This window comes from Deltaproteobacteria bacterium, from assembly GCA_016210045.1.
GTDB lineage: Bacteria > UBA10199 > UBA10199.
Genome location: JACQUX010000029.1, coordinates 21,348 through 45,495 on the forward strand (window position 1 = coordinate 21,348; position 24,148 = coordinate 45,495).

Annotated in this window: 19 protein-coding genes; 7 read left to right on the forward strand and 12 right to left on the reverse strand. The window is 61.8% G+C overall.

Annotation, left to right across the window (positions count from 1 at the left end):
• Nucleotides 1–17: 17 nt before the first annotated feature.
• The 5 genes from HY696_09345 to HY696_09365 are packed head-to-tail and all read right to left on the reverse strand — an operon-like array spanning nt 18 to nt 1,857.
• Nucleotides 18–176, reverse strand: a complete 159-nt coding sequence (locus tag HY696_09345) for a hypothetical protein (protein ID MBI4238601.1) — start codon at nt 174–176, stop codon at nt 18–20.
• Nucleotides 154–1,110 (reverse strand): hypothetical protein, encoded by a 957-nt coding sequence (locus HY696_09350; GenBank protein MBI4238602.1) that lies wholly within the window; start codon nt 1,108–1,110, stop codon nt 154–156. The genes HY696_09345 and HY696_09350 overlap by 23 nt, the downstream gene beginning before the upstream one ends.
• A 29-nt stretch (nt 1,111–1,139) precedes the next feature.
• Nucleotides 1,140–1,463, reverse strand: a complete 324-nt coding sequence (locus HY696_09355; protein ID MBI4238603.1) for a hypothetical protein — start codon at nt 1,461–1,463, stop codon at nt 1,140–1,142.
• The gene (locus HY696_09360) at nt 1,463–1,678 is read right to left on the reverse strand and encodes a hypothetical protein (protein ID MBI4238604.1); all 216 of its coding nucleotides are present in this window, start codon (nt 1,676–1,678) and stop codon (nt 1,463–1,465) included. Before HY696_09360 ends, HY696_09355 begins: the two co-directional genes overlap by 1 nt.
• A gap of 23 nt (nt 1,679–1,701) precedes the next feature.
• A complete protein-coding gene (locus tag HY696_09365; GenBank protein ID MBI4238605.1) occupies nt 1,702–1,857 on the reverse strand; it encodes a hypothetical protein in 156 nt (51 codons plus the stop codon).
• A gap of 206 nt (nt 1,858–2,063) precedes the next feature.
• On the opposite strand from HY696_09365, the gene HY696_09370 reads away from it, so the two are divergent.
• The 4 genes from HY696_09370 (at nt 2,064) to HY696_09385 (ending at nt 5,264) form a co-directional block, all read left to right on the forward strand.
• Nucleotides 2,064–2,822: an MOSC N-terminal beta barrel domain-containing protein gene (locus HY696_09370; protein ID MBI4238606.1), complete on the forward strand. Its 759-nt coding sequence runs from the start codon at nt 2,064–2,066 to the stop codon at nt 2,820–2,822.
• Between the two features lie 224 nt (nt 2,823–3,046).
• Nucleotides 3,047–3,733: an aspartate/glutamate racemase family protein gene (locus tag HY696_09375; GenBank protein MBI4238607.1), complete on the forward strand. Its 687-nt coding sequence runs from the start codon at nt 3,047–3,049 to the stop codon at nt 3,731–3,733.
• Nucleotides 3,734–3,779: 46 nt separating this feature from the next.
• Nucleotides 3,780–4,340, forward strand: coding sequence for a hypothetical protein (locus HY696_09380; protein ID MBI4238608.1), 561 nt, complete (start codon nt 3,780–3,782; stop codon nt 4,338–4,340).
• 201 nt (nt 4,341–4,541) lie between these two features.
• Entirely contained in the window at nt 4,542–5,264 is a 723-nt protein-coding gene (locus tag HY696_09385; GenBank protein ID MBI4238609.1) for a transposase, read from the forward strand.
• Nucleotides 5,265–5,655: 391 nt separating this feature from the next.
• Here HY696_09385 and HY696_09390 read toward each other — a convergent pair whose 3' ends face one another.
• The 5 genes from HY696_09390 to HY696_09410 form a co-directional block, all read right to left on the reverse strand.
• On the reverse strand, nt 5,656–6,429 hold the full coding sequence (locus HY696_09390) for a class I SAM-dependent methyltransferase (protein MBI4238610.1): 774 nt from the start codon (nt 6,427–6,429) through the stop codon (nt 5,656–5,658).
• Nucleotides 6,430–6,707: 278 nt separating this feature from the next.
• On the reverse strand, nt 6,708–9,188 hold the full coding sequence (locus HY696_09395; protein ID MBI4238611.1) for an MMPL family transporter: 2,481 nt from the start codon (nt 9,186–9,188) through the stop codon (nt 6,708–6,710).
• Nucleotides 9,189–9,227: 39 nt separating this feature from the next.
• A complete protein-coding gene (locus tag HY696_09400; GenBank protein ID MBI4238612.1) occupies nt 9,228–9,722 on the reverse strand; it encodes a hypothetical protein in 495 nt (164 codons plus the stop codon).
• 7 nt (nt 9,723–9,729) lie between these two features.
• Nucleotides 9,730–11,559, reverse strand: a complete 1,830-nt coding sequence (locus tag HY696_09405) for a GNAT family N-acetyltransferase (GenBank protein MBI4238613.1) — start codon at nt 11,557–11,559, stop codon at nt 9,730–9,732.
• Between the two features lie 81 nt (nt 11,560–11,640).
• Nucleotides 11,641–12,072: a hypothetical protein gene (locus tag HY696_09410; protein ID MBI4238614.1), complete on the reverse strand. Its 432-nt coding sequence runs from the start codon at nt 12,070–12,072 to the stop codon at nt 11,641–11,643.
• A 115-nt stretch (nt 12,073–12,187) separates the two neighbouring features.
• On the opposite strand from HY696_09410, the gene HY696_09415 reads away from it, so the two are divergent.
• The 3 genes from HY696_09415 to HY696_09425 all read left to right on the forward strand — a co-directional run bounded on the left by HY696_09415 (nt 12,188) and on the right by HY696_09425 (nt 17,404).
• Complete coding sequence (locus HY696_09415) at nt 12,188–15,040, forward strand: spermidine synthase (protein ID MBI4238615.1); 2,853 nt, start codon at nt 12,188–12,190, stop codon at nt 15,038–15,040.
• 42 nt (nt 15,041–15,082) lie between these two features.
• Entirely contained in the window at nt 15,083–16,306 is a 1,224-nt protein-coding gene (locus tag HY696_09420; protein MBI4238616.1) for a sodium:proton antiporter, read from the forward strand.
• A gap of 330 nt (nt 16,307–16,636) precedes the next feature.
• Nucleotides 16,637–17,404 carry a hypothetical protein gene (locus HY696_09425; protein ID MBI4238617.1) on the forward strand — a complete coding sequence of 256 codons (768 nt, stop codon included), beginning with the start codon at nt 16,637–16,639 and terminating at the stop codon, nt 17,402–17,404.
• On the opposite strand, the gene grxC is transcribed toward HY696_09425, so the two are convergent.
• On the reverse strand, nt 17,405–17,656 hold the full coding sequence (grxC, locus tag HY696_09430) for a glutaredoxin 3 (GenBank protein ID MBI4238618.1): 252 nt from the start codon (nt 17,654–17,656) through the stop codon (nt 17,405–17,407). It abuts the gene before it with no gap.
• A gap of 2 nt (nt 17,657–17,658) precedes the next feature.
• Nucleotides 17,659–24,057 (reverse strand): RHS repeat-associated core domain-containing protein, encoded by a 6,399-nt coding sequence (locus HY696_09435; protein MBI4238619.1) that lies wholly within the window; start codon nt 24,055–24,057, stop codon nt 17,659–17,661.
• Between the last annotated feature and the right edge of the window lie 91 nt (nt 24,058–24,148).

The following is a 24,148-nucleotide window of genomic DNA, read 5'->3' on the forward strand; positions in this document are numbered from 1 at the left end:
TGCACTTTGCATTTCGCTCAGCCCCCTTCCGCCACCCATCCGACGACGCGGCCGAATGCCTGCAACCCACGATGCGCCACGGTCGCGTACGTGTACACGACAATGCCGAGCAACGTGGTCACCCACAGCAGTTCCGTCAGCGCGGCCCCGCGACTAGTGCAGATACGTCTCGACATCATCGGTCCATCCCTCCACTTCGTCGAAATAACGCAATCCGCGATAACCCAACGCCGGCTGCTGAAGCGTGGCGAGCGGCATCAATGTGGCCTCGTAGGTCCAACCGGCATCTTCGGCACTCGCTCGTGCCTCGGCCTCGTCGTCGGTTTCCAGAAACGCGGTTCGTTCCACCGAGCCCCCATACGGCTGTGCCGCGGCCGAGCCCTGGAGCCACAGGTCGCTGTCGTCGAAGGTGTCGGGAAAGTAGCTGAGTGGCGGACGACTGCGAAGACGCACCGCGAACGCGACTTGCTGCCCCTCTCCGGGGGGCTTCAAGCGATACGACAGCAGGCGTTCTGTGACTTCTTGCACCCGCGCGGGGTCTTCGAAACCGTCGCCGCCGTCGGTGTAGCTCGCCGTCAATTCGGGCCACTGGTCGGCGCGGACTTGGTCGCCACCGAAATCGAACAGCGGCTCGTCTGCAATGCAGCGCCGGCCTTCACTTGTGGGGACGACCCGCGTGCCGCCGACTAACGGCAGCAGCTCGGCCCACGGGGCCTGCGCCTCCACGACGGCCAACGCTGCGTCGCAGGCCCGTGTGTAGCCGTCGGCCACGGCGGTGTCCATCTCGCCACGAATCGCGTCGATAGTGGCCTGGCGGGCCGCAAATTGGGATTTCGCCTCCGCCTCGTCTTTATGTTGGTGCTGCTGCACGTGCCGTTCATGCTCGACGAATTCGCGATGGATCCGCCAATTCTGCTGCCCCAGTTGGTTCAATGTCGTGGCCAATGAATCCGCTGCGGCCAACGCGGCACGATCCGCCACGACTTGTAATCGCACCTTCGTGACGACCGTGAGCGCCACGTCGGCCAGCACTACGAGCAGCACGATCAGCAGCGGGAGCAACAACAACGCGAGGATCGCCACTTGGCCGCGAGTCCGTGCTGCTCGCATGGCTGTCTGATGCATGTGGCGGTGCGTGCTCATGGCAACGGATTATCTCCCTGCGGGGCGGCATGCCCGACCGGTTGCGGGACGTGGCCGAGTCGCCACGGCGGCGCCAATTGTTGCCAACGCCGCGCCCGCGAGTCGATTGCATCCATTTGCCACGACGCCACCAGATCGCCATCCGCCACTTGGACACTCGCCGCACGAATCCCGATAAACATGGCATAGACGCTGACCAATTTTTCCACGCCGCGCACCGCGAACCAAACAACCGAGAGGAGTCCCGCCAGGAACAGCGGCAACGCCAACACCAATTCGACGAGGGTGCTGCCGCGGGTTGTGTGCCGTCGGCTGGTCATTAGCACTGTCCATTCGGTCCGCACTGCGTCAGCGGATTGTTTTGGAATCGCTGCGTGAGACTCTGTGTCAGCGTCTGCGTCCCTTGTTGCATGTTGGGGATCAGAAACGACGCCGCGGCCAAGAGACCGAGTACGATGACTGAAATAATCAGCACGTATTCCGTCGCCGTCTGACCGCGTTGATTACCAAACCGTCTCCGTTGTCGTTGCATCATTGCGCCTCCCTCTATTGTTCGGTTCATTGCACCGCATCCGTGCCAACTCGCGCGGTGATGTCGTGATGGAAATGCCGCAACGCGTGCCACAGCCGCGGCGTGAGCATGGCGGCGACAACGCCCAACACGATCACCGCCACACCCAACAGATATTCCACACTCGATTGCCCCCGGCTCATGGCCACCACAAGCTTGCAGCCCGTGTGCCAAGTCATGCACGGCGGCATCTCAAGTGCGTTGCGTATCCAGACGGAGTCAGTGAATGTCTCTGGACCAGACGGAGTGAAGGAATATCCAGACGGAGTCAGCAGAGCGTTCGATTTTCAAACACTTCCGTTCAAACAACAAACGGGACTATCGAACGGTCCCATGCTAGCGGCTGAGTATGCAGCAGCTCTTTCGTCTCTATCGACATATCGTGAAAGGACTACAGACGGAATCCGTTGCAGTGGCGGCATTGCTCCCCAACGCTGGCCTGGAATGGGATCGCAATTTTGCGTTGCAACATGTGTCGACGCTGAGCGCGGACCTGATAGCAACGACCGCGCATCCATGGATCTCGAAGAAGCGGCTCCTCACGCAACACGATTTTCCACAACTCGCACGACTCCGTCCGCACTGGGACGCCGCACAGCGGACGCTGTCTTTGTGGCTGGAAGATCATTGCCTCATTGCGGCCGATTGTTCGACATTGGCCGGTCGGCAACGACTGGCGTCCGTCGTGGAGGAATACCTTGCGCACGGTGCAGCATTCGAACGGGCGTATCATCCGACGATGGAACACGTACAGCTCCTGGGCGATGCGGCACGGCCGCAGACGCGCTATACCGATGCGAACCAAGGCCCAGTGTCCGTGGCACTACGCGCGTCGCTCGCAGATATGGAACAGCGCTATCAGCACTCGATCGACCTGCGGCGTTTTCGTATTAATGTGTGGCTGGGGGCGGCACGGCCTGGAACGAATTGCAATGGAGCGGTCGGCGGCTCACGATCGGCGCCGTCACACTTCAGCTCACTAAACCGATTGGTCGCTGCCCCAATATCGATGTCGATTCGGAAACTGGCGTGCATCGCCAGCCATTGTTCGATCAGATGGCGAGCCGGCTGGGGCACCGCTACCTCGGCATCCGCGCTGCAGTCATAACCGGGGGTCAGATCCGCATCGGCGAGCCATGGCGAGTGGAACCAGATTGACCAGCCGCCCGGACACTGCAAACATCTCAAGAAGTTTGGCATCCGACGGAGTCAGCACTATTTTGGTATTTTGGCGTACTTTGGCGCACACAGCGATGCATGTGCGAGCATGCGACACACCATCCGATTCCCGGTTGCGCTTGCCTCTCGGCCACCGTCTGCTACAGATCCCCCATGCGCACGATCGGCCTCATAGGTGGATTGAGTCCGGAATCCACTGTGGTTTATTATCAAACACTCAATCACCTCGTGCGGGCGCGACTCGGCGGATTGCATTCGGCGCCGCTCGTCCTCTACTCGGTCGATTTTGGACACCATGTCGAGATGGGGCAGCGCAGCGATTGGGCTGGGCTCTCGCGGGAGCTCGTGGCTGCCGCCCAAGCGGTCGAACGTGCCGGCGCGGCGTGTCTATTGATCGGCGCCAATACGATGCATCGCTGGGCCGATGACGTGGCGGCAGCGGTAACAATCCCCCTCATACATCTGGTCGATGTCACCGCTGCGGCGATTCAGGCGCGCGGCTGCCGGCAGGTGGGCTTGTTGGGCACGCGCTACACGATGGAAGACGGCTTCTATCGCGATCGGCTGCGTGAGCGCTACGCGATCGAGACGCTCGTGCCGGATGCGACGGAGCAACAATTCGTTCACGATTCGATCTATGGCGAATTGTGCCATGGAACAGTGACGTCGGCCACGCAGCAACGGTATCGCGAGCTGGTCGAGCGATTTCAACAACAGGGCGCCGACGGAGTAATCCTCGGCTGCACTGAAATTCCCCACATCTTGCGCCCCGAGCAGAGCGCCGTGCCATTGTTCGATACGGTGCGGATCCACTGCGAGGCCGCCGTCGCGTGGGCGTAGGATGCGGAGGGTGGATGACTCCTCTCGCAACAAAAAAGGAACGCCTATGTCGATTCGCCCACTGACCACATTTGCGGATTTTGACGATTGCCAACGGGTGCAGCGGCAGGTCTGGAGTTTCGATGAAAGCGAAGTCGTGCCCACCCATCTCTTCGCCGCGTTGGTCGGACCACACGGACACGGCGGACTCTTGTTTGGACGGCGGCTGCTGCTCGCGGCCGCGGAGCAAGCAAGTGCCGCTGGGCATACAACATTAGAATGGACCTACGACCCGCTCGAATCGGTGAATGCCTATCTGTATCTGCACAAGTTGGGCGCCGTTGCGACGGCGTATTTCGATGGCTACTATCCCATCAAGACGGCGGGCCTCCGTGCGAACTTGCCGCAAGATCGACTCAAGGTCGTTTCGGAGTGTCATGCCACTGTGTCGCGGGAGCGCGCCCCGTCCACGTCGGTGGTCCCCACTCGCACCATTACTATCCCCGGAGATGTGCAGTCACTCAAACAGTCCGACTCAGCACTGGCGCTGCAACTGCGCCTGACCACGCGTGCCCAATTCCATCACCATCTAACCCGCGATGGATGTCGAGCGGCAGATTACACCTAACAATGCAGCCACAGGCACGGGAACATATCATCTGTGGCCTGATAACACTGTCCGAGTACTGTCAGACGGAGTCAAGAAAGAAGAATGAAGAAATTAGGCAGTGCTGTTCGTAAATAGAGCACCGGCCGATCACTGTCGAATCAGAATGCTCCGCGCTGTAATATCATTTTCATGGCCCATGTTTTGCTGTGACGTAACCGCATGGCGACGTATCCTCGCTATGTGTTGATTGCTGACGGCTGCACCTTTCACCTAACATGGCGGTGTCATAATCGTGCCTGGCTGCTGCAGGAACCCTGGGCAAAGCAGGCCTACTACGATCTGCTCTGCCGTTACAAAGACCGATACCACATTGCCATCCATTCCTACGACTTAATGGACAATCACCCCCACCTGACCGGGACGATTCTCGGCACCAAAGAGGAACTCTCCGCCTTCATGCGGACCGTGAATGGGGTGTTCGCTCGCCAATTGAACCGTCGACTACAGCGTGAAGGACAAGTAGTGATGGATCGTTTCAAGTCGCCGCTCATCCAAGATGATGCCACGCACCTGCATGTCATGGCCTATGGCAACCTCAACCCGGTCCGCGCCCGCATGGTGCCTCATATCAAAGACTATCAATGGACGTCGTACCATTACTACGCCAATGGACGGCCTGATCCTCTCATTACACCAGCCCCTGCTTACCTCGCCCTTGGGACTACGGACGGCGCACGCCAACAGGCGTACCGTGCGATGATCGATGAGTTAGTGGCAGCAGAAGACGCCTGGCCAGCATCAGGTTATACCCAGCAAGCGTTTCTCGGCGATCCACACTGGGTACATGATCGATACGCAGCACTCCAATCCTACCGCGCGGCCAAATGCGCTCGTGTCCAGCGACAGGCCCACAAAACGGCTTATCAGCTCGCACCGCCCTAGACAGCTGCGCGCAATCCACAACCGCAGTAATTGAATCAGACTCAAAGCTCTTGAGTATCGCCCTCAACGTCCTGTGCGGAGCTGGTTGTGATAGAAACACGTCGTGATTTACCCCCTTACTGACTGCGTACCATCCTGCGATGCCCCGAATAGCTCCACCTCGCCTACAATAGGGGCGATTGCTGCAGCAATCTCAAGATTGCATTATGGCTGTTCCGTATCCCCCCAAGATTTTCTGCCGGGAACGGCAGTTGCTCCGTCGGAAGGTTGTGCGTCGGAAGGTTGTGCTCCGTCGGAGGGCTGTGCGTCGGAGGGCTGTGCGTCGGAGGGTCGTGTTCAAAGTGGTCACGCTTGCTCCGGCGGAAAGTTGCCCTCCGTCGGAGGGTTGCCCTCATACCTGCGCCACATCCATCACGATAAAGTACGGGACGCGGGCAGCCGGGGCGAGGATCGGAAACCGTTTGACGGCTGCGATAGTTGGGCGTGGTTCGACAAGCCGGCGGATGCCCAAACCCACCGCATGCAATACCTCAGTGTAATAGCTGAGCGGCCGATGATACATGGCGACATTATACGCATTCAAATGTCTGAGCGGCCACCGTTGCAGCAACCGTCGTTCGCCAAAATATTCATCCATTGTGAAAAAACGTGGTTGTTTCGCGCGGCGCGGCCACCAGCCACCAAGATTCGGATTAAAGCAGGGGTGCAATATTGCGAAGACAAAATGCCCACCAGGCGCCAGCACGCGCGCAACCTCACGAATAGTCCGGCGTACACAATAGATATCCATGAGACTCATCGAAGCAACCACGACATCGAAGTGGCCACTCGCGAACCGCGACAGGTTCGACGCCGTCCCATGAACATACGTAATGTCGCCACGAGCCTCTGTAGTTTGCGCGTGCCGCAGCAACGCCATCGAGTGATCGAGCGCGGTCACGTGCGCTCCGCGCGCCGCCATCCACCGCGCAACTTGCCCTTCACCGCAACCGAGATCCAACACGCGCCGGTGGGCCACATGACCAAGTAAGCGATGCAATGCGGGATAGATGACATACGGGCGAAACGGATCGTTGCCACGCACAAGCGTAGTCCAGGTCTCGGCAAAACGATCCCAAACAATCCGATCATCCCGTGCCAAGGAACGCGTTGAACGTTGTGACATGATTTTACATTGCCCGCCTTAACAACGCTGTCAAGAATGGCCGGGGTCGAATGGAACAATCCATGAGACGTTGTTACATCATCGGGGAAAGATCTGGCGACAGTCGATCTCTGCCAGCGGGATGCACTGTTTTGCGGACTCGACGTACGCGGTGGCAACCATCCCGGCTATTGATCGACCGCGGGTCGGAATTGGTCACTCCGACCACGGCGCAGGCGGTGCCAAAAAACACCGTGCCGTCGGAGGGTAGATTCTTTACGTTCATGCGCGACGAGTTCTTAGCGTCGCCCCTCAGCCACAGACGGCACGGACTCGCCGATTACCAACTCTGACGAAGTAACGATTTCGCCATCATCCTCACGCCATTGCCATTCCAACAGTCCCGGCAGCCAAAGAAGCGCCGCCAGGCAACAGCAGCCGACGCCCAACGCGGCGACGAGCCCGAACGAAAAGACGCCGTGGTTGTCGGCGGCAAGCAACGCGCCGAACCCGCACATGGTGGTCAGCGAACTCCCTAAAATGGACGGCATCACGTGTCGGTAGACGCTGCGGAAATTTGTCCAACCATGTTGGCGAACGTGTTGATAGCAATAGATCGCGTAATCGACTCCAATGCCCATCAGGATCGGAATCGCCGCGAGGTTCACAATCGTGAACTGGATACCGCAGAGTGCCATGATGCCAAAAAGCGCGGTCATCCCGACGGCCATCGGGAGAAAACACCGCGCGGCGTGGCGGAAACGGCGAAACGACACGAGCAATGCGGCCCAAATCATCAGCAGACTTGCGACCACAACCCAGCGTCCCTCGGAGAGGAGCTGCTCGACGACGTGGAAGAACACGATCGATTCGCCCGAGACGACGACGCGCTCTCGGCAATCGGGACATGCGACTTCCGTGGCCTCGCGGACGAAGGTACGGAGTGCCCGACCATCCTGCCGGTCGAAATCGGGAAAGATATACAGGAAGCGACCGAAGCCACCTTCCAGATCTTCGAATTTGTTCAGAATGGCGGCAGGCAGATCCTGGAAAGTAATCGGCGTGGGCGCCAACGCAGGGGCCAGCCGCTCATACGTGGCGCGCTCGTCGGCGGTCATCAGACGGAGCACCGTGGGAGTAAAAGCCGCGCGCAGCCGCGCCACCAATTGCATCTTCTCCGTCTGGTCGTCGGGCACGAAGTCCGCCAATGCGAGCGCGTTTTGAATCGTGCTCCGTCCTCCTTGCGCCCGCCGTGCGTCCCGCGCGCTGCGCAGACTCCGCGCAAACGCCTTCGCGTCTTCCGGCGTCGCGGCACGGGCCACTTCCGGATTGACCGAATAGGTGAAGATCTCGTCCACAGCTTGATCGAGCGACTTCGTCGCCTGCAGGCCCATAATGTTGCTGTAGTTGTAGTCGAGTCGCAGCCGTCCCATCGCCACCGGCACCACGCACGCCGCCACTAACAGCGACAACAACACGAACGTGCGACGTCGCGTCAGCACTGGGAACATGGCCCCCGCCAGCCGCGCCAAGCGTGGCGGCTCACTCCCCTCGATCTGCAGCGGACGGATCCGCTCAAAAATCAACGTAAGAGCCGGAAAGACATAGAGCATTGCCAACAAGGTACAAAAGATTCCAACCCCAGCGATGATCCCGAATTGAAAGAGCGGTTTGAAATCGCTGAAGGCCAGCGCAAAAAACGCCGCGGCGGTGGTGACGGTTTCCAACCACATCGCCATCGCTAATTCACGATAGCAGTGCTGCAAGGCGGCCAGCGGAGCTTTGCTCCGTCGGCGCGCCTCCGCGTAGTGACTATAGAAGTGGATCCCTAAATCATCCGCCAGACCCATCAGGACCGCGCACGCCACGGACGTGAAGAAATTGAGCGCGCCGAACATCAGATACGCCATCCCCATGGCCCAGAGAATGCCCATGGAGAGCGGCAGCATCAGCATCGCGACTACGCGCTTACGCCGAAAGTAGAGCGTCAACACGAAGACCATGCTGACGAACGACACCAACGCGACGCGCTTCGCATCCGTCACCACGCGCGCCAATTGGGTCATCGCCTTGACGTACGGACCCGTCAGCCGCACGTCGAATTCAGGCGCCGCATAAGCTGGACCGAGCGCCTCCCGACTCGCAGCAATCGCCGCACGCACATCGCGCAGCAAGCGCGTAGTAAATGCCGTATCGGTCGCCCGACCGGTCGGCTTGATCAGCATCACGAACAATGTACCCGCGTCGTTGCGGTACCAGTCATGCCCTTTTATGAATTGATATTTCGCGTCGAGCGCTTGCAGGCTGATGGCCGATTCCTCCGGCCCGGAGAAGTCGACGTAGAACTCCTTCAACTTCAGTTGATCGAGCCGTCGCTCCACTTGGGCGGCGAACTCGCGCAGCTCCGCCAGTGGCATAAAGAGCAATGCGGCACGGCGCAGGAAATCGTTCGGTGGCCGATAGTCGACATACCGCACATCGGGATGGTCTTTGAGCCGCGCAGCCAGCGCATCGAGAAACGGCGGCACCAGCTCCGGCGACGGAGGACGAATTGTGACAATGACGTAGCTGGCGCCCCCCACCACGCGTTGCAGATGCCGAAGTTCAATCACTTCCGGTTGGTCGTCGGGGAGCGAATCGGCAAAATTCGCTTCAATGCGCAGACGCTGAATGCCAAACAGCGCCAAGACGGAAAACAACAGCGCCACCGCCAAGACCCACCAGGGTCGAGCCATCGCCCAGAGGAATAGCCCCTCGCCAAAGCGCGGTCGTTGCGGCATCGGCGTGCGATACTCGAAGCATCCCGCGATCGTCAATGGTCAGTATTGAACCGTCACCGTGCGAGTCCGCTTATCGATCGTGACGGTAAACGCCAGCGGCGCCGTCGTGCACTCATTGGTACAATAGGCGTGCGAACCGTGAAAATTCGCTCGATACTGCTCCGCCGAATCCATCTCCTCGGAGAGACAGAACGTCGCATGCAGATGTAACATCGTTTCGATATCGCCGGCATAGAGGAGCGACTCCACAATCCGACGCGGCATGTAGCGCCGCAACGCCGCACTCCGCAGTCCCCCAACCACACACGCCTGCGGCTCTCCCGGATATTGCCGCGCCACGCCGCACGGCGTGATCGATGCAAACAACGGCCGCGGCGACAGCACCCCGGCCGGCAACGGCCCCCGCTCGCGCGTAATAGTATAGTTCGCCAGGCACGGGCGCGCAGGCTGTTCTCGCGCCGCCCCCACCGCCCCGACGCCAACTAGTACCCCACTCGCCCACAACAGCCCCGTAAGGAGATAGCGACGTTTCATAGCGGCTTCACAATGTAAACCGATAGCGGAGGATGTCGCCTTCGGTGGTCGTCGTCAACGCGGAGACTTGCGGTTGGAGGCGGTCGAAGATCGCGCGCATCCCGAGGTTGGAGGCCAGGCAATTCGCAAGCAGTTCGCGAATCCCGCAACGCCGCGCGTATTCGACTAAGCGGCCGCACAAATAGCCGCCCATCCCCTGCCGCTGATACGCCTCATGGACCACGAACGAGAGCTCGACCGTGTCCGCACCCGGCGCCCCGGCATAGCGCGCGATCGCGACGATCCGGTCGTCGTAACGCCCCGGCTCCAACACGACCAACGCCATATTGCGATCGTAATCGAGCTGCACCAACCGCGCGGCGATCTCACGTGGCATCGTGGTCTTCAAATGAAAGTAGCGTTGCCGAATCGTGTCTTCGCTGTGCGAATAGAAAAACTCTTGGAGGCGTCGTTCATCGGTGATTTTCAGCGAGCGCACACGCATCTGGTGTCCGCCGAACGCCCGCTGTTCCTCTGCAAATCCGGAAAAGCGCGTCGTTTCCCGTTCACAGCGCTGATCGATGTAGACATAGTGCCGCTCCTTCACGAACGACAACAGTTCGTCGCGGAAATCAGGATGGGCAATATGGATCAGCGAGGTCGCCCGTTGCCGAATCGATTTGCCGTGCAAGCTCGCGATGCCGTACTCCGTCACGACATAATGAATATCGCCGCGGGATGTGACCACGCCTGCGCCGCGCGACAATTCGCCGACGATGCGCGACACCGCGCCTCCTTTGGCCGTCGAGGGCAACGCAATAATTGGTTTTCCACCAACTGAACGCGCGGCGCCGCGGACAAAATCCACTTGGCCGCCGATCCCACTGTAAAACTTGTACCCGATCGAGTCGGCACAGACCTGCCCGGTGAGATCGATCTGCAGCGCCGAATTCACGGCCACCATGCCGTCGTTTTGCGCAATGCAAAACGGATCGTTGATAAAGTCGGAAGGATAAAATTCGATCAACGGATTTTCGTGGACGAAGTCGTACAAGCGGCGCGAACCGAAACAGAAGCTGGTCGCGGTGCGACCCTTGAGCACTTTTTTCGTCGCGTTGGTGATATTGCCGGCGCGGATCAGATCGATCACGCCGTCCGAAAACATTTCCGTATGGATACCGAGATCGTTTTTGTCGCGCAAATTCGCGAGCACGGCGTTCGGGATGCCGCCGATACCCATTTGCACCACTGCGCCGTCGGGAATTAACTTCGCAACATTTTTTCCGATCGCGGCAATCACCGCATCTTCCACCGGAGGCGCGATTTCCGGCAACGGCAAGTCGGCCTCGACGACATAGTCGATCTCACCATACGGCAGCAGCGCTTGGCCGAATGTGCGCGGCATCTGCGGATTGACCTGCGCGATGACCAACTCGGCCGCTTCGACGGCCGCGCGGACGACATCCACACTCACACCGAGACTACACATCCCGTGCTGGTCCGGAGGCGCCACCATAATTATGGCGACGGCGATCGGAAACGAACCGGACCGGAACAGTCCGGGGATCTCGGAGAGAAAAATCGGCGTGTAATCCGCCTCCCCGCTCTGCACCGCAGTCCGCACGTTATCGCCGATGAAAAAACTGTTATCGCGCAGATGGCCGCGAAATTTTTCACCGACGAAGGCCGCGTGGCCCAGCGTCATTAAATGGATGAGTTCGTTGTCGGAGAAATGAGCATAGTGTTCCGCCATCGCGTCGGAGATCGCGAGCGGGTGCGCCGCGCCCGAACCTAAAAAGATGCGGCACCCCTTCGGGATTTTTTTAACAGCGGCCTCGGCGGTCAGGACATGCGGCATGAGTCTCCCATCACTGCGAACGGAAACGCACGGATTGAGCGGTGAATGCAAACCACAGAAGCGTGCGCAACGCAAGCAACGCTAATAGATGCGCACGCCGAGCAGCGTATTGAGCAAGTTGCGCAGCGGCGCAATGGCACGCTGGCAGCGGCTGAGCGCGCGATCACCACGCGGCAGACCGCAATTCACCGCATGATGCAGTCCCAGAAAGTCGAGTTCGATATGATAACTGCCTTGATCCGGCAACAGCGGTTCCTTCAGAAAGTCCTGTGACGGGAGACGAATCAAGCGCCCCTGCCGCAATGTGGCGGTGAGTTGCCGCTGCTCGGCGACCGTGAGCATTCGCTCGAATTCCCGTACGACTTGGCTTCCACCCCGCCCAGCCTGACGAAACCGGACGTGTCCATCGGCTGCAATGCGGACGGAATAATCGTCACCGGTAATACTGCCGCCGGCAAAAAAGACCAATTGCGCCGTCTCCGCATGGAGCGGGTGGAGAGCGGCCATCAACATCCAGCCACCCAGCAGAGCCCCAATCACTCGTTGTATCTTTGGCATAACCGCACTGCACCACATCCCCCACAGCTGGCACAAGACATTTCAATGGCGCTGTGCTACGCCCGCGCTTGTGGGGGGGACCCATTTCATTTGCCTGATCTTTTTTCTCTCCGGCGCCGCCGCGTTGATTTTTGAAACGCTGTGGTTCCGGCAAGCTGGACTGGTGTTTGGCAACTCCGTCTGGGCCGCCAGCCTCGTGCTGGCCAGCTTCATGGGCGGTCTGGCACTGGGCAACGGCCTGGCCGCACGGCTCGGGGAACGCACGCAACGTCCGCTGCGCCTATATGTTCGACTGGAATTGGGAATCGCCGTCACCGGAGTCTTGCTCGTCGTCGGCTTGCCGCATCTTTCGTCGCTCTTGGTGCCACTGTTCCGCGCGGCCGAACCGGCGCCATGGCTGTTGAATGGACTCCGTCTGGGATTCGCGTTCGCATTGCTATTATTCCCCACGACCGCGATGGGAGCCACGTTACCGCTCCTGGTCCGAACGCTCGCCACCGTGGAACCGGCGTTTGGAAGTGTACTCGGCCGGCTCTACGGATGGAACACCCTCGGTGCAGTGGCCGGCGTCGCCGCGGCGGAGTTGCTGCTCATCCAAGCCCTCGGAGTCCGTCTGACCGGTGTCGTCGCAGCCGGAGCAAATTTGCTGGCAGCCGGTCTGGCGTGGGGAATGACCAGGCACGCCACCGTTTCGTGGGCCTCGGCACCGCCCCCCAATCCCATCCCCACCAACCACCCACCAACCAGACGGAGTCAATCGGCACGCAATCTTTGCTCCGTCTGGCCGTGGTTGGCGGCAGCCTTCCTCTGTGGCGCACTGCTGTTGTCAGCGGAAGTCATTTGGACCCGTCTGATGCTGCTATTCGTCTACGGCACTCATGCCGCGTTCGCGGCGATACTCTGCGTCGTATTAAGTGGCATCGCGTTCGGAGGACTGCTCGGCGGCACTTGGCTACGGCACCAAACCACCGCCTTCCGGCACGCCGCGTCCGTGGCCGCAGGGTGTGGCATCGCCATCGTCCTCAGTTACCGCTGGTTGGACTTAGGAATAGCCCGGTACAGCGCAACTGCGCCACAGCAGTTTCTCGCGGCACTCCCGCTCACCATCGCGATCGCGTTAGCAACCTCACTCGGATCCGGCCTGCTATTCACGCTGATCGGCGCCGCACTCCAACACGTGGTCCGCGGCGACGCGCGGCCGGTCGGCCTGCTGACGTTCGCCAACACGGTCGGCGGAATGTGCGGGGCGCTGGCCGGCGGCTTCCTCCTCCTCCCACGGCTTGGCATGGAACGCGGCCTCTTTCTACTCGCATGCGGTTACGGCGTCGTAGCGCTGCTATTATTGCTCCGGCCCACCACGGTCGCGAACGTTGCTCCGTCGGATGTAAGGTCTGATGTTGCTCCGTCTGCGATTACTCCGTCTGCGGCACGTTCTCCGTCTGCGGCACGTTCGTCGGCAGCGGATGTTGCTCCGTCGGCGGGGTGGCGCCGCTGGGCACCACTGGGTGCCTTCGCGATCGTCCTCGTCGCCTTTCCGTTTGGGCGCATGGAACAGCATTATCTGCACTACCCGATCGGCGGGTACCTTGCGCGGGGGTTCCAAGTTGCCGCTGTGCACGAAGGGCTGACGGAAACGGCGCTGTATCTGCGGGAGGATTTATACGGCGTGCCGTATCGCTATCAATTAGTTACCAACAGTCACCCGATGTCCTCGACCGAACCCGCGGCGCGCCGTTATATGAAGCTCTATGTCTATCTCCCTGCGGCGCTCCACCCCCAACTCGAGCGGGCCTTGCTGATCAGTTACGGCGTCGGCTCCACCGCGAAGGCGCTAACCGATACGCGCGCGTTACGCAGCATCGACGTCGTCGACATCTCGCGGGACATCCTCGATCTAGGCCGAATTCCATACGCCACGGGCGGCTTCCCGCTCGACGACCCGCGCGTCCGCGTGCATATCGAAGACGGGCGCCAGTTCCTGCTCACGACCACGAATCGGTACGATCTGATCACGGCCGAACCGCCCCCTCCAAAAAACGCAGGCATCACGAACCTCTACAGCCAGGAATATTTTCAACTATTGCATGACCGACTCGCTGCGGGTGGCATGGTCACGTACTGGCTGCCGGTCTCGCAGCTCCACCCGACGGAGTCACACAGCATCATCCGCGGATTTTGTAACGTGTTCGCGGATTGCTCGCTGTGGCACGGGAGCAATTTGGAATGGATGCTGTTCGGCACTCGCGGGGCCCACGGGCCAGTCGCGGCGGAACACTTTACGGCCCAGTGGCACGATCCAGCCGTCGCGTCTGAACTGCGCGCGCTCGGGATGGAGCGTCCGGAACAGCTGGGCGCGTTGTTCATTGCCGACGCCGCGCAGCTCGCGACCTGGACCGCCACCACACCGCCGCTCACCGACAACTTCCCGTATCGCATCACGGCGGTGCCCGCACCGTTTTTCAGCATCTTGCCATTGTACCGGCCATGGGCCGACGCCGACAGCGCGCGGGACCGTTTCGCCGCCAGCTCGTTGATTGCCGCGCTGTGGCCTGGGGAACTCCGTACCGCCAGCCTCCCGTATTTTGCCTGGCAAGGGATGCTGCTCGAACACCTCGTCCCGTCGACCAATCACAGCGCTGTATTGCGCGACCTCGACGCATTGCTCACCGCATCACCACTCCGCACCACGGCGCTGTGGCTGCTCCAATCGAATGCCGACACCATCCGGATCATTCGTGCGATTGCGCCGCATACGCCGCCGGATACGATCATTGCGCAGCAGCTCGGGATCGGCGCATTGATCGACGGGGACTTTGGCGCCTCCGCGGACCACTTTATCCAAGCACAGCAGCTCGCCCCACAGCTCGACTTGCGCTTTTTGGACCCGTACATCACGTACGCCCGGTCTCGCGCCACGCCCTGATTTTGCTTGTACGAATATGCGTTCCACGGCAGACACCAGCGGATGATTCCACTTTGGACCATCGTCCCATTCGCCGCGCTGCTATGTTGCATCGCGGTCTTGCCGCTGGCCGTGCCGCATTTTTGGGAACGCAATCGGAATCGCGCGCTGATTGCCGCCGCGCTCGCCACGCCTACATTGGTCTGGCTACTGCAACACGATCCGCTTGCACTCCAGCACACTGCACTGGAATATTTTTCATTCATCTGTCTGCTCGGCTCGCTCTACACCATCGCCGGCGATATTCTGGTGACCGGCGACTTGCGCGCCACGCCACGCGTCAACACCGCATTTCTCGCCGTGGGGGCTGTGCTAGCGAACTTCATCGGCACCACCGGCGCCAGCATGGTCCTGATCCGCGCGTTTCTGCGCACCAATTCCGAACGCCGCCATGTCCACCATCTCCCGGTCTTTTTCATCTTTATCGTCAGCAACTGCGGCGGACTGCTCACGCCCCTCGGCGACCCGCCGCTCTTCCTCGGCTATCTGCGCGGCGTCCCGTTCTTCTGGACGTTGCAACTCCTCCCCCATTGGCTCTGTATCGTCGGCGCGCTGCTGCTGATCTTCTACGTCTGGGATGCACTGGCGTATCGGCGGGAAACCAGCAGCGACTTGGCCCGCGATGTGGCGCTGGTGCGTCCGCTCCGCATCCAAGGCGGGATCAATTTCTTGCCGCTGGCGGGAGTCGTCGGCGCCGTCTTCCTCCCGACGCCGTGGCGCGAACTGATCATGCTCGGTATGGCGCTGGTGTCGCTGCGGCTGAGTCCCCAAGTCGCGCGGCGACAGAACGTCTTTACCTGGGGGCCGATCCTGGAAGTCGCGATCCTCTTCGCCGGGATCTTCGTCACGATGGTCCCGGCGTTGATGCTGTTGCGGGAACACGGCCCGTCGTTCGGCGTCACGACGCCGGGGCAATTCTTCTGGGCCACCGGATTGCTCTCGGGTGTCCTCGACAATGCCCCGACTTATTTGACGTTCCTCTCGCTCGGCCAAGGGCTCGGCCTCCCGGCCGAAGTCGCCGGCGTCCCGACCACGCTGCTGACGGCGATCAGCACCGGCGCAGTCCTGATGGGCGCCAACACATACATCGGCAACGGCCCCAACTTCATGGTCAAGGCGATCGCCGACCACGCCGGCTTCCGCACCCCGTCGTTCTTCGGCTACTGCCTCTACAGCCTCGCCATCTTGTTCCCACTCTACGCGCTGCTCCATGTGATCTTTTTCTAGCCTGACCAACGGCGCAGAATATTTTTTGCGGCGCTTGCATCTGGCGCACGGTTGTGGCTAATAGCGCACGTCGCTCGGAAACCATTGAAGCATGCGAGTTTCCGGTTCGGCACGCGTCTCGGGAACTGAGCGGGATCAGCCCGAGGCCTCACGATGGCGCATAGCACGACAGACAAGTTTAGTGAGAAGTAGGCGCGCGTAACTACCCGAAAACAATTGCAATCCCTCGACCGGCGGAATGGACCCCGTGGGCCGGGGCAACTTTTTTGTCAAACGGTCGATACTATCAGTAGGGGATTGGGAGTCCAGGAAGGTCGAAAGGTACGATATATGATTCGTTTATATACACCAGGAGAGGCTGGGCGACTGCGCACTGCGGCGGCTGGCATTACGCGGCACCTTGAAGGGGTAATCGGTGGCGTGGCGCGCAGGGAGAGCGGCGTCCGACGCATTCACGACGAAGGGATGCCACTCGCCAGGAGATTGACCGTGGGAACGGTCGGGGTACAAACGTCTGCGGCCTATCGCTTTCCGGGGACGGTAACCAACAGCACGATCTTGGGTGAATTACGCGCTTTGCGACGTGAGGGCATTGCTGAGATCGACCCCCACATCGCATCCGCCGAGCGCGCCCTTACCATCTCCCCCGCCGCCGACGTGCTGATGATGGCCGGCTCCGCGGCCATCCAGGGCGGATTGCGACACCTCCCTGCGGCCACCCAAGGCGGCCTGACGCTCCAGTTCGACGGCGATGATGAGCGGCTCGATGCATGGCGGTGGGAATTGGCGGCAGCCGGGCTTTGCGCCAATCTCGACCTCCCTCGCGAGGTCGGCCGCGCGCTCCTCCCGGGCATCTATGAACAAGTTGAAGTCACACTGGGGGCTGAACCCACAGTGCGGCGCAGCCCGATGCGATTGTTGCCTGAAGAACCGCATCCGGATCATCCACGTCTCTTCATCACACGGAACTGGGCCAACCTCCAGGTGAGACTGCTGGCCTCCAGTGAGGACCCAGAACTCGGGCACTCGCGGGTGGGAGTCATGGCGGCAGGATTGGAATTCCTGGCACGGACCACGGACATTCAATTGACTTTTTAATCAGCCACGGCCCGGCAACAACTGTCCCGCTTGGTCCAACGCCAGCAGTTCTTGGTAGCCGCCGATGAAACGCTCGTCGATGAAGACCATCGGCACGGTCCGCCAGCCATCGGCGCGGGCGGACACGGCGGCGCGTTCGGCGGCGTTATTTGTTACGTCGATCTCGGTAAACGCCAATCCCCGTTCGGCCAACAACCGCTTCGCCGCGCGACAGTAGCCGCAGTAGTCCGTGGTGTAGAGCGTGATCGTCATCGCTATCCTTTATAATCCGGGCGCCGAATCCAGTGGGAGCGCTCGGACGGCGGCAGATCCTCCTTCGGCACGACCCGACATTGCAAAAGATCGCAGATGTTGTCCACCCCTTCTTCGTTGAGCTGCCCGTTTTTCCAGGCATCACCCCGCATCAAATTCACAATCGCATCCGAGTCGCGCGGCTCATCTCCGGGCTCGAAATGCCCTAGCTTCAGCCAATGTCCCACTTCATGGGCATACACGACTTCCCGCTCCCGCTCAAAAGTCGTCAGCGTGGTAAACAAATCGGGATCGATCCGCATCACTCGACCGCCGAGCCGATTCACTTCGGCCATGACCCGATCCTTTTCGTTCAATTGCCATAAATAGATGCGATGTTCCCCGCGCTGCTGCCAACGCGGCACCGGAGTAATCGTGACATGCGTCTCGACTTCCCACGGCGGCGCGCCTGCGTCGTGATGATTCGGGAAGGTGCCGTTCCAGATCCGCTCGACGCCGGCCTCGAACAGTGCCGGAAAGTTCGGAGGCAGGTCCGGTGACTCCAAGACCTCGGCGGTGATCTCGATCGTCACGTGAGGACCATTCGGCGTGACGGTGATCCGCAGCCCGAACGGGTCGAGAAAACGCTGCGGATTGGCCTGGGCGTAAGTATACGGGTTCGGCTCCGTCAACAAGTCGCCACGCGACGGCGCCGCTTGCCACCACGCCCCACCGCTGAAATGGCGGCCCGGGCCCATTCCCGGATGATCGACACTGTGGTAGCGTGAGCCATCGGCCGCTGTTGTCGTAGCGCTCCGCAGCGGCGATTTGGAGCCCAGCGGATCGCGCGTCAGGAAGCGGCCCAACGCCGGGGCGTAGTCACGATAGCGCAAATGCACCAGCGCGCTGTCCGGCTCCTGCGGCCGACCGGCGAATCCGAAGACGAGTCCGGTGCGGTCCGCAACCGGCTCCCGCGCCACACCGTATGGCGTATATTCGCGGGCCGCATTCACGGCGCCCTGCTCAGTCCACCAACGGCGCACCGAACCGAGTCGATCCTGGGCGATGTAGCGCGGTGCAGCGCTCGCCGGGCGCTGCGCCAGCAATTCATCCCAACTCCCGCCGCGCAGCAGCGTTATCCAAGCGCCGTCGCGCTGCTGCCAGCCGAGTTCGTGCCAACCGCTGTAGACGATTCGTTGTTCCTGCCGACCAACGCGCCGCGCGAGCGCATCGTAGGTGTAGCGGATCGGACGTTGCCACCAGCCGCCGCGTGCGACTCGCTGCAGTCGGCCGAGCGCATCGTAGTCATATGCAACGCGGCCGTCATGCAACAGTCGACCAGCGGCGTCGTAGTGCAGTGCGGTGCGAGGCACGGCGTCCGGCCCGCTCATCGTGGTCACGCGATGCAGCGGGTCGACTGCGTAACGCCACGTCCCGGCCGGTGTCGTGACCGTGCGCCAATTGTCGTTGCCGTCCAATTGCCACCGCCAGGACTCGCGCGCGAGGCCGGCAACGCGCTCCGCAGCGACTAAGCGCTGCGCCGCATCGTATTGATACGTCCAGCGCGGACCGTCCGTTTCCGTCGCCGCGCGCGTGTTCCCCGCCGCGTCGTACGCGTATGTGATGGCCCACGATGCCCCGGTGTCATGGCGATACGACTCACGACGGATACGTCCTGCGGAATCGTAGTCCCGTTCCCGTTCGAGGTGCGCGCCGAAATGCGTGTGGACGGCACGCTGCCAACCGTGGTGCTCGATGGCCACTTGCGCATCGCCGTGCACAGCGCCGATCAACCGACCGATGGCGTCGTAGCGGCGCGTTTCGCGTTCCCCGTCGGGCATCCGTCGTTCCACGACCTGCCCCAGTGCATCGACGGATGTGTCGATCCTGAATTCGCCTTGAGTTTCTTGCACCAAATGAGAGAGCGCGTCGTATGCGAATGTGCTGACTTCTGTGCCAACGCGCGCCGCGATCAGGCGGCCGAGCGGATCGTACCGATAGCCGGCGCTGATCGATTCCGCAGCAGCGGTGCGGTCATTCGCCGTCAGCGCCGCGACACGGCCGGTGGCGTCGTACTCGTACTGGACGTCCCGTCCGCTCGCGTCCCATCGCGCCGCGACACGGCCATCGCGACGGCGCTGATACCGTGTGGTCGTGCCGTCGGCGAATTGGACACCGATCGGCTGGTCGAGTGGATCGTAGGCGTACTGCAGTGGCGTGTCGGCGTCGTCGTGCAGACTGCGCAATCGATGGTTGGCGTCCCACGTCCAGCGCGTCGTGAGTCGGCCGTCAGGATTCCACGGATTGCGGCCGACGGCCTCCGCGTCCCGATGCCGCGCGCGCAACCGTCCCAATGCGTCGTATGCAAAGTGCGTCGCGCCGCCACTCGGCGGCTGGAGCGCGACCAGATTGGAACGCGCGTCGTACGAGTAGCGCCACTGTGCACCGACCGGATCGGTCTGCGCGATCAGACGTCCGAGCGCATCGTAGTGGAATTGCGTCGTGGTGAGCGGCGGACCGACATCCGCCTGCACCAATCGCCCCGCCAGGTCATACGTGTAATGGCGTTCGATTCCGACCGGATCGCGCACTGCGGCGAGGTGTCCAAGACGATCGTGCTCTATGTCCCAACGCGCGCCGGAGGCGTCGGTGAACGCGCGCACCTGACCGCGTGAATCGCGTTGCCAGGCCTCCGTCACCCACTCGATCGAGTCAGCTGGGTTGCGCCACCGGGCCCGTTGGCGGGCGACGACGCGCCCGAGCGGGTCGTAGTGCCAGCGAGTGGCTTGGAGTCGGGTGCCAGCAGCGTCAAACCATTCGGCGTGCGTCACCCGGCCGAGTGCGTCACGCACCAGCTGCGGCCCGTTGCCGAGCGGATCGCGCACCGCGCGCAACTGACCGAAGCCGTCATATTGATACGCCGTCCGCGCACCGACGGGATCGATCGTCGCCGCGAGCGCGCCGCTTGCGTCGTACGCCCATTGCCATGCGGCGAGCGCGCCGACGGTATCGTCCCCGGCCTGCCGCGCCACCACCCGATCACGCGCATCGTAGACCAACGCGATCCAATTCCCCTCCGGACGCACGATCCGCGCCAAATTGTGATTCGCGTCGTACTCGAATCGCGTCTCGATCCAGTGCGCGGCATCCACTTGTTCGCGTCGCTGAATCAAATAGTCGAGCGAGTCATACGCCATCTCGACGGCGACAAACCCTTGCGGGCGATTGTCCACGGCGACACGCACCAAATTATCGTTTGCGTCGTAGCTGTAGCGGCGTTCATAGCGGAACGGCGCCGGTCCGATCTCCCGTTCGACTTGATTGCGCGCATTCACGAGGAACTGCGTGACGGCACCGGTCGGATCGGTCACGGCCGTCACATTGCCGACCGCGTCAGTCCGATAGCGGATTGTTCCGGCCGCGTGCTCGGCGTCGCGCACGACGGCGGCGAGATCTCCGGCGGCGGAATATTGGTACGCCGTCACGGTGCCGGCGGCGTCGCGCGCACGAATCGGTTGGCCGAACGGATCGCGCTCCCACTGCCGGCGACTCCCGTCGGGCAACGTGACCGCCTGCAAGGCCACTCCATCGTAATGGAGTATTGCCTGCTGATCGAGTGGATCACGCACCTGTTGCACATCGCTGCTGGTGGGGCGATACGCCAGCGTCCACGCTCGCACGCGGCCGTCACGACCGCGCTGCTCCTGCCGCAATATGTTCCCGTGTTCGCGCCGATCACGCGCCGTATCGGGATACGTAGCATGCCACGCGCCTCCGTCGGACAATTGCTCTGTGGTGCGGCGTCCCTCGGCGTCGTATGCGGAGATTGCAACGACGTCTGTGTCCGCCGCCCGCGCGCCGACAGTCTCCTCGCGCAGCAATTCGCCCCACGCATTGTGCCGATAGCGACGCATCAGCCCGCGCCGATCGGTCACCGTGACCTCATCGACGGCCGCGTTGGGACCGCCCCACCATCCGGGACGCGCCAACAAGTAATGCGCTTGAATAGGCCGTGTCGCGTCGCCGTAATATTGCGCAATCACGCGATCGCGCTCCAGGCCACTACGTCCGTACGTGTTCCGCAAATACACCTGTCCGTTCGGGTCGGTGATCTGCACTAAGTTGTGATTGAGCGGTGGATCGGGTTCATGCGCGGTGTAGGCATATTGCGTCGTCTTGCCGTGTGGAAAGTCACGCACGGCAGGCGTCGTGACCGCGATCAAGTCACCCTGCGTATCGTACACGTAACGCCAGACGCGACCGGTCCAATCGCGCACTGCGACGATGCGATCCGCTCGGTCGTAGTCGAACTGCAACGACCGTCCGACGGCGGCGCGCACGGAGGTCAGGCGGTCGGCGGCATCATACACGGCATGCACTGTATTGCCGAAACGGTCGCGGGTGGCCGCCCAACGGCCGGCCGCTGAGAAGTGCGTCTGCGCGCCGTTCGGATGCCGCAGCGTGAACGGCGCAGCGCTGCACTCCGATACAGCGGCGATATCCGCTCGACAAAGCAGCGAAAATACGCCGCGCGGGGATTGATAGGTGCCGTCGGCAGCGCGGAGGAAACGCCACTTGCGCCCTGCGGCGTCGAACCACGTGACGCTGCCATCGGCGGACGGCAGCAGATGCTCATTATAGGAGTGCGTCCAGTTTCGTCCCAGTGGTCCGCTAAAATCGTGGCGGCTGCGGTAGACGCGTTCGAAGCGCAGGTCGGGTCCACGCGCCGGAATCGTCAGATCGACGACGCGGTGGAGGAATTCGCCGTTATGGAGCAGCACCGGATCGAAGGCGTTACTGAGGCTCGGGTGTTGTGCCGGGATGCGGGTCTCCGGAAGGATTTGGGCCGTGAGCGGCAACACTCCCGTGGCCTCCAACACGCCGCCCGCTGCGTGCGCCAGACCACCACTGATTTCCTCATTCCAGCGGGCGAGTTCGGAGCGGACTTGTCCTGGAACCTCTTCCAACCCCAACACTTCGAGCGGCGTTTGGTCACCCCAACGGCCAAGCCACTGACCACGCAGCTGGGCGCGTCGTTTGAACTCTTCCCAACTGCGCGGGAGCCCCGCTTCTTGCGGAAAGATCGACGTGGCCCGACGTGCTAAGTCGGCCATGCCATCGTTGGTCATCGTGACCGCGTCGCGCACCGGAGTCAGTAACGTTTGTTGTAAATCCTGCAGCTCGGCTTCCGCCACGCGCACGGCCTCGTCCAGTTTTCCTTGGACCATATCCAGCTTGCCGGTCACGACGCCTTCTAAGCGTTGGATCTCGGCGCGCACGTGACGCACCCGATCGCGTACGGCCGTCAGGTCGCGTCCGAAACGTCCCCACTCCGCGACTGGTGGGAGCCCGGCAAACGCGCCGACTTGTTTGGCCACATCGAGCAGCTGCGTGAGATTGAGGACGATCGCCTCGCGGTTGCTGAGCTGCCATTGCAACACGTCGAGCACTTCAGTGGCGCGTTTGAATTCGTATGGATTGAAACAGGTAGGCCCGCAAAAGGCGTTCGCGAAATGGCGACCGGCGGAGGCGAGCAAGATCGCGCCATAGACGGGGTTGGGAAGCGTCAGCACCGGAAAGTCGCGGACCTTGTGGAGCGCGCGGTCGAGCGTGGCGCCGGGGAGATGGGCGCGCACGCGCTGGCTGAGCGCACGGAACTGTTCCGGCCCGTCGCGCAACGCGCGCACCAATTCCGGTGGCAATTGGCCAGCCAGCGCCGTCTCGATCCGGCCGCGGATCGAGGCAACGGTGCCATCGCCTAACGCCTCGGCAAACGGGCGTTCGATCACGCGGCGCAACGTTTCGCCGCGCAACAGGTGTTCGATTGCGGCCTTTGGGTCGGTCAGGAATTGTCCGGCGGGAATGGGGCAAAGCGCCGGTTCCGCGGCGTCCGCGAAGCAGTGGCGCAATTGCCCCAGCAGCGCATCGTAGCCTTGCGCGGCCAATGCATCGAGTTGCGCGTTGAGTGTGGTGGTGGCGCGGCGCGACACCTCAGCGGCCAACGCCTCGACTTCCGGTTGTGCCGCGCCGAATGCCCCATTCAACATTTGATCGTAGAGATAGCGGCGCGACAATTCGGGCAGCAGCGACTGCAAGCGCATCTTCAGCGCGGCCTCGACGTCGGCGCGCAGCTGCGGATCGGTGCGCAGCAGGCCCCCGCGCACCTCCAGCCGCGTCTGTACCACGGCCCACGGAGTGGTCGCGGCGCGATCCAACGTATTTGCGGCCCGGCCTGGCAACAGCGCAGCCGCAATCCGCGCCGCACTCGCGTCGGACGCGCCGCGTGCCAGGCTGGCCGCGACCGATTGCGTCGCCAGCGCGGTCAGAAACGGCCGCACTTCGGCCAGTTGATAGGTGCGTCCCAGTTGCTCGGCCAGCTCGGGCGTCAGCACCGCCCCGGGGCCCGCACTGAGCCCGGACATATGGAACGCAACAATGAGAAAGAGCACACTGACTAACAGACTCCGCCGTATCACAAACGGTCCGTTCTCCCCCTGCACTTTATTTCAATGA

What these genes read in the sequence shown, in the direction of transcription:
- HY696_09395 (MBI4238611.1), bottom strand. Translation starts at nt 9,188, where the DNA reads ATGCCGCAACGACCGCGCTTTGGCGAGGGGCTATTCCTCTGGGCGATG.
- HY696_09385 (MBI4238609.1), top strand. Translation starts at nt 4,542, where the DNA reads ATGGCGACGTATCCTCGCTATGTGTTGATTGCTGACGGCTGCACCTTT.
- HY696_09365 (MBI4238605.1), bottom strand. Translation starts at nt 1,857, where the DNA reads ATGAGCCGGGGGCAATCGAGTGTGGAATATCTGTTGGGTGTGGCGGTG.
- grxC (MBI4238618.1), bottom strand. Translation starts at nt 17,656, where the DNA reads ATGACGATCACGCTCTACACCACGGACTACTGCGGCTACTGTCGCGCG.
- HY696_09370 (MBI4238606.1), top strand. Translation starts at nt 2,064, where the DNA reads ATGCAGCAGCTCTTTCGTCTCTATCGACATATCGTGAAAGGACTACAG.
- HY696_09420 (MBI4238616.1), top strand. Translation starts at nt 15,083, where the DNA reads ATGATTCCACTTTGGACCATCGTCCCATTCGCCGCGCTGCTATGTTGC.
- HY696_09390 (MBI4238610.1), bottom strand. Translation starts at nt 6,429, where the DNA reads ATGTCACAACGTTCAACGCGTTCCTTGGCACGGGATGATCGGATTGTT.
- HY696_09410 (MBI4238614.1), bottom strand. Translation starts at nt 12,072, where the DNA reads ATGTTGATGGCCGCTCTCCACCCGCTCCATGCGGAGACGGCGCAATTG.
- HY696_09405 (MBI4238613.1), bottom strand. Translation starts at nt 11,559, where the DNA reads ATGCCGCATGTCCTGACCGCCGAGGCCGCTGTTAAAAAAATCCCGAAG.
- HY696_09355 (MBI4238603.1), bottom strand. Translation starts at nt 1,463, where the DNA reads ATGACCAGCCGACGGCACACAACCCGCGGCAGCACCCTCGTCGAATTG.
- HY696_09380 (MBI4238608.1), top strand. Translation starts at nt 3,780, where the DNA reads ATGTCGATTCGCCCACTGACCACATTTGCGGATTTTGACGATTGCCAA.
- HY696_09425 (MBI4238617.1), top strand. Translation starts at nt 16,637, where the DNA reads ATGATTCGTTTATATACACCAGGAGAGGCTGGGCGACTGCGCACTGCG.
- HY696_09375 (MBI4238607.1), top strand. Translation starts at nt 3,047, where the DNA reads ATGCGCACGATCGGCCTCATAGGTGGATTGAGTCCGGAATCCACTGTG.
- HY696_09400 (MBI4238612.1), bottom strand. Translation starts at nt 9,722, where the DNA reads ATGAAACGTCGCTATCTCCTTACGGGGCTGTTGTGGGCGAGTGGGGTA.
- HY696_09435 (MBI4238619.1), bottom strand. Translation starts at nt 24,057, where the DNA reads ATGTCCGGGCTCAGTGCGGGCCCCGGGGCGGTGCTGACGCCCGAGCTG.
- HY696_09345 (MBI4238601.1), bottom strand. Translation starts at nt 176, where the DNA reads ATGTCGAGACGTATCTGCACTAGTCGCGGGGCCGCGCTGACGGAACTG.
- HY696_09350 (MBI4238602.1), bottom strand. Translation starts at nt 1,110, where the DNA reads ATGCGAGCAGCACGGACTCGCGGCCAAGTGGCGATCCTCGCGTTGTTG.
- HY696_09360 (MBI4238604.1), bottom strand. Translation starts at nt 1,678, where the DNA reads ATGATGCAACGACAACGGAGACGGTTTGGTAATCAACGCGGTCAGACG.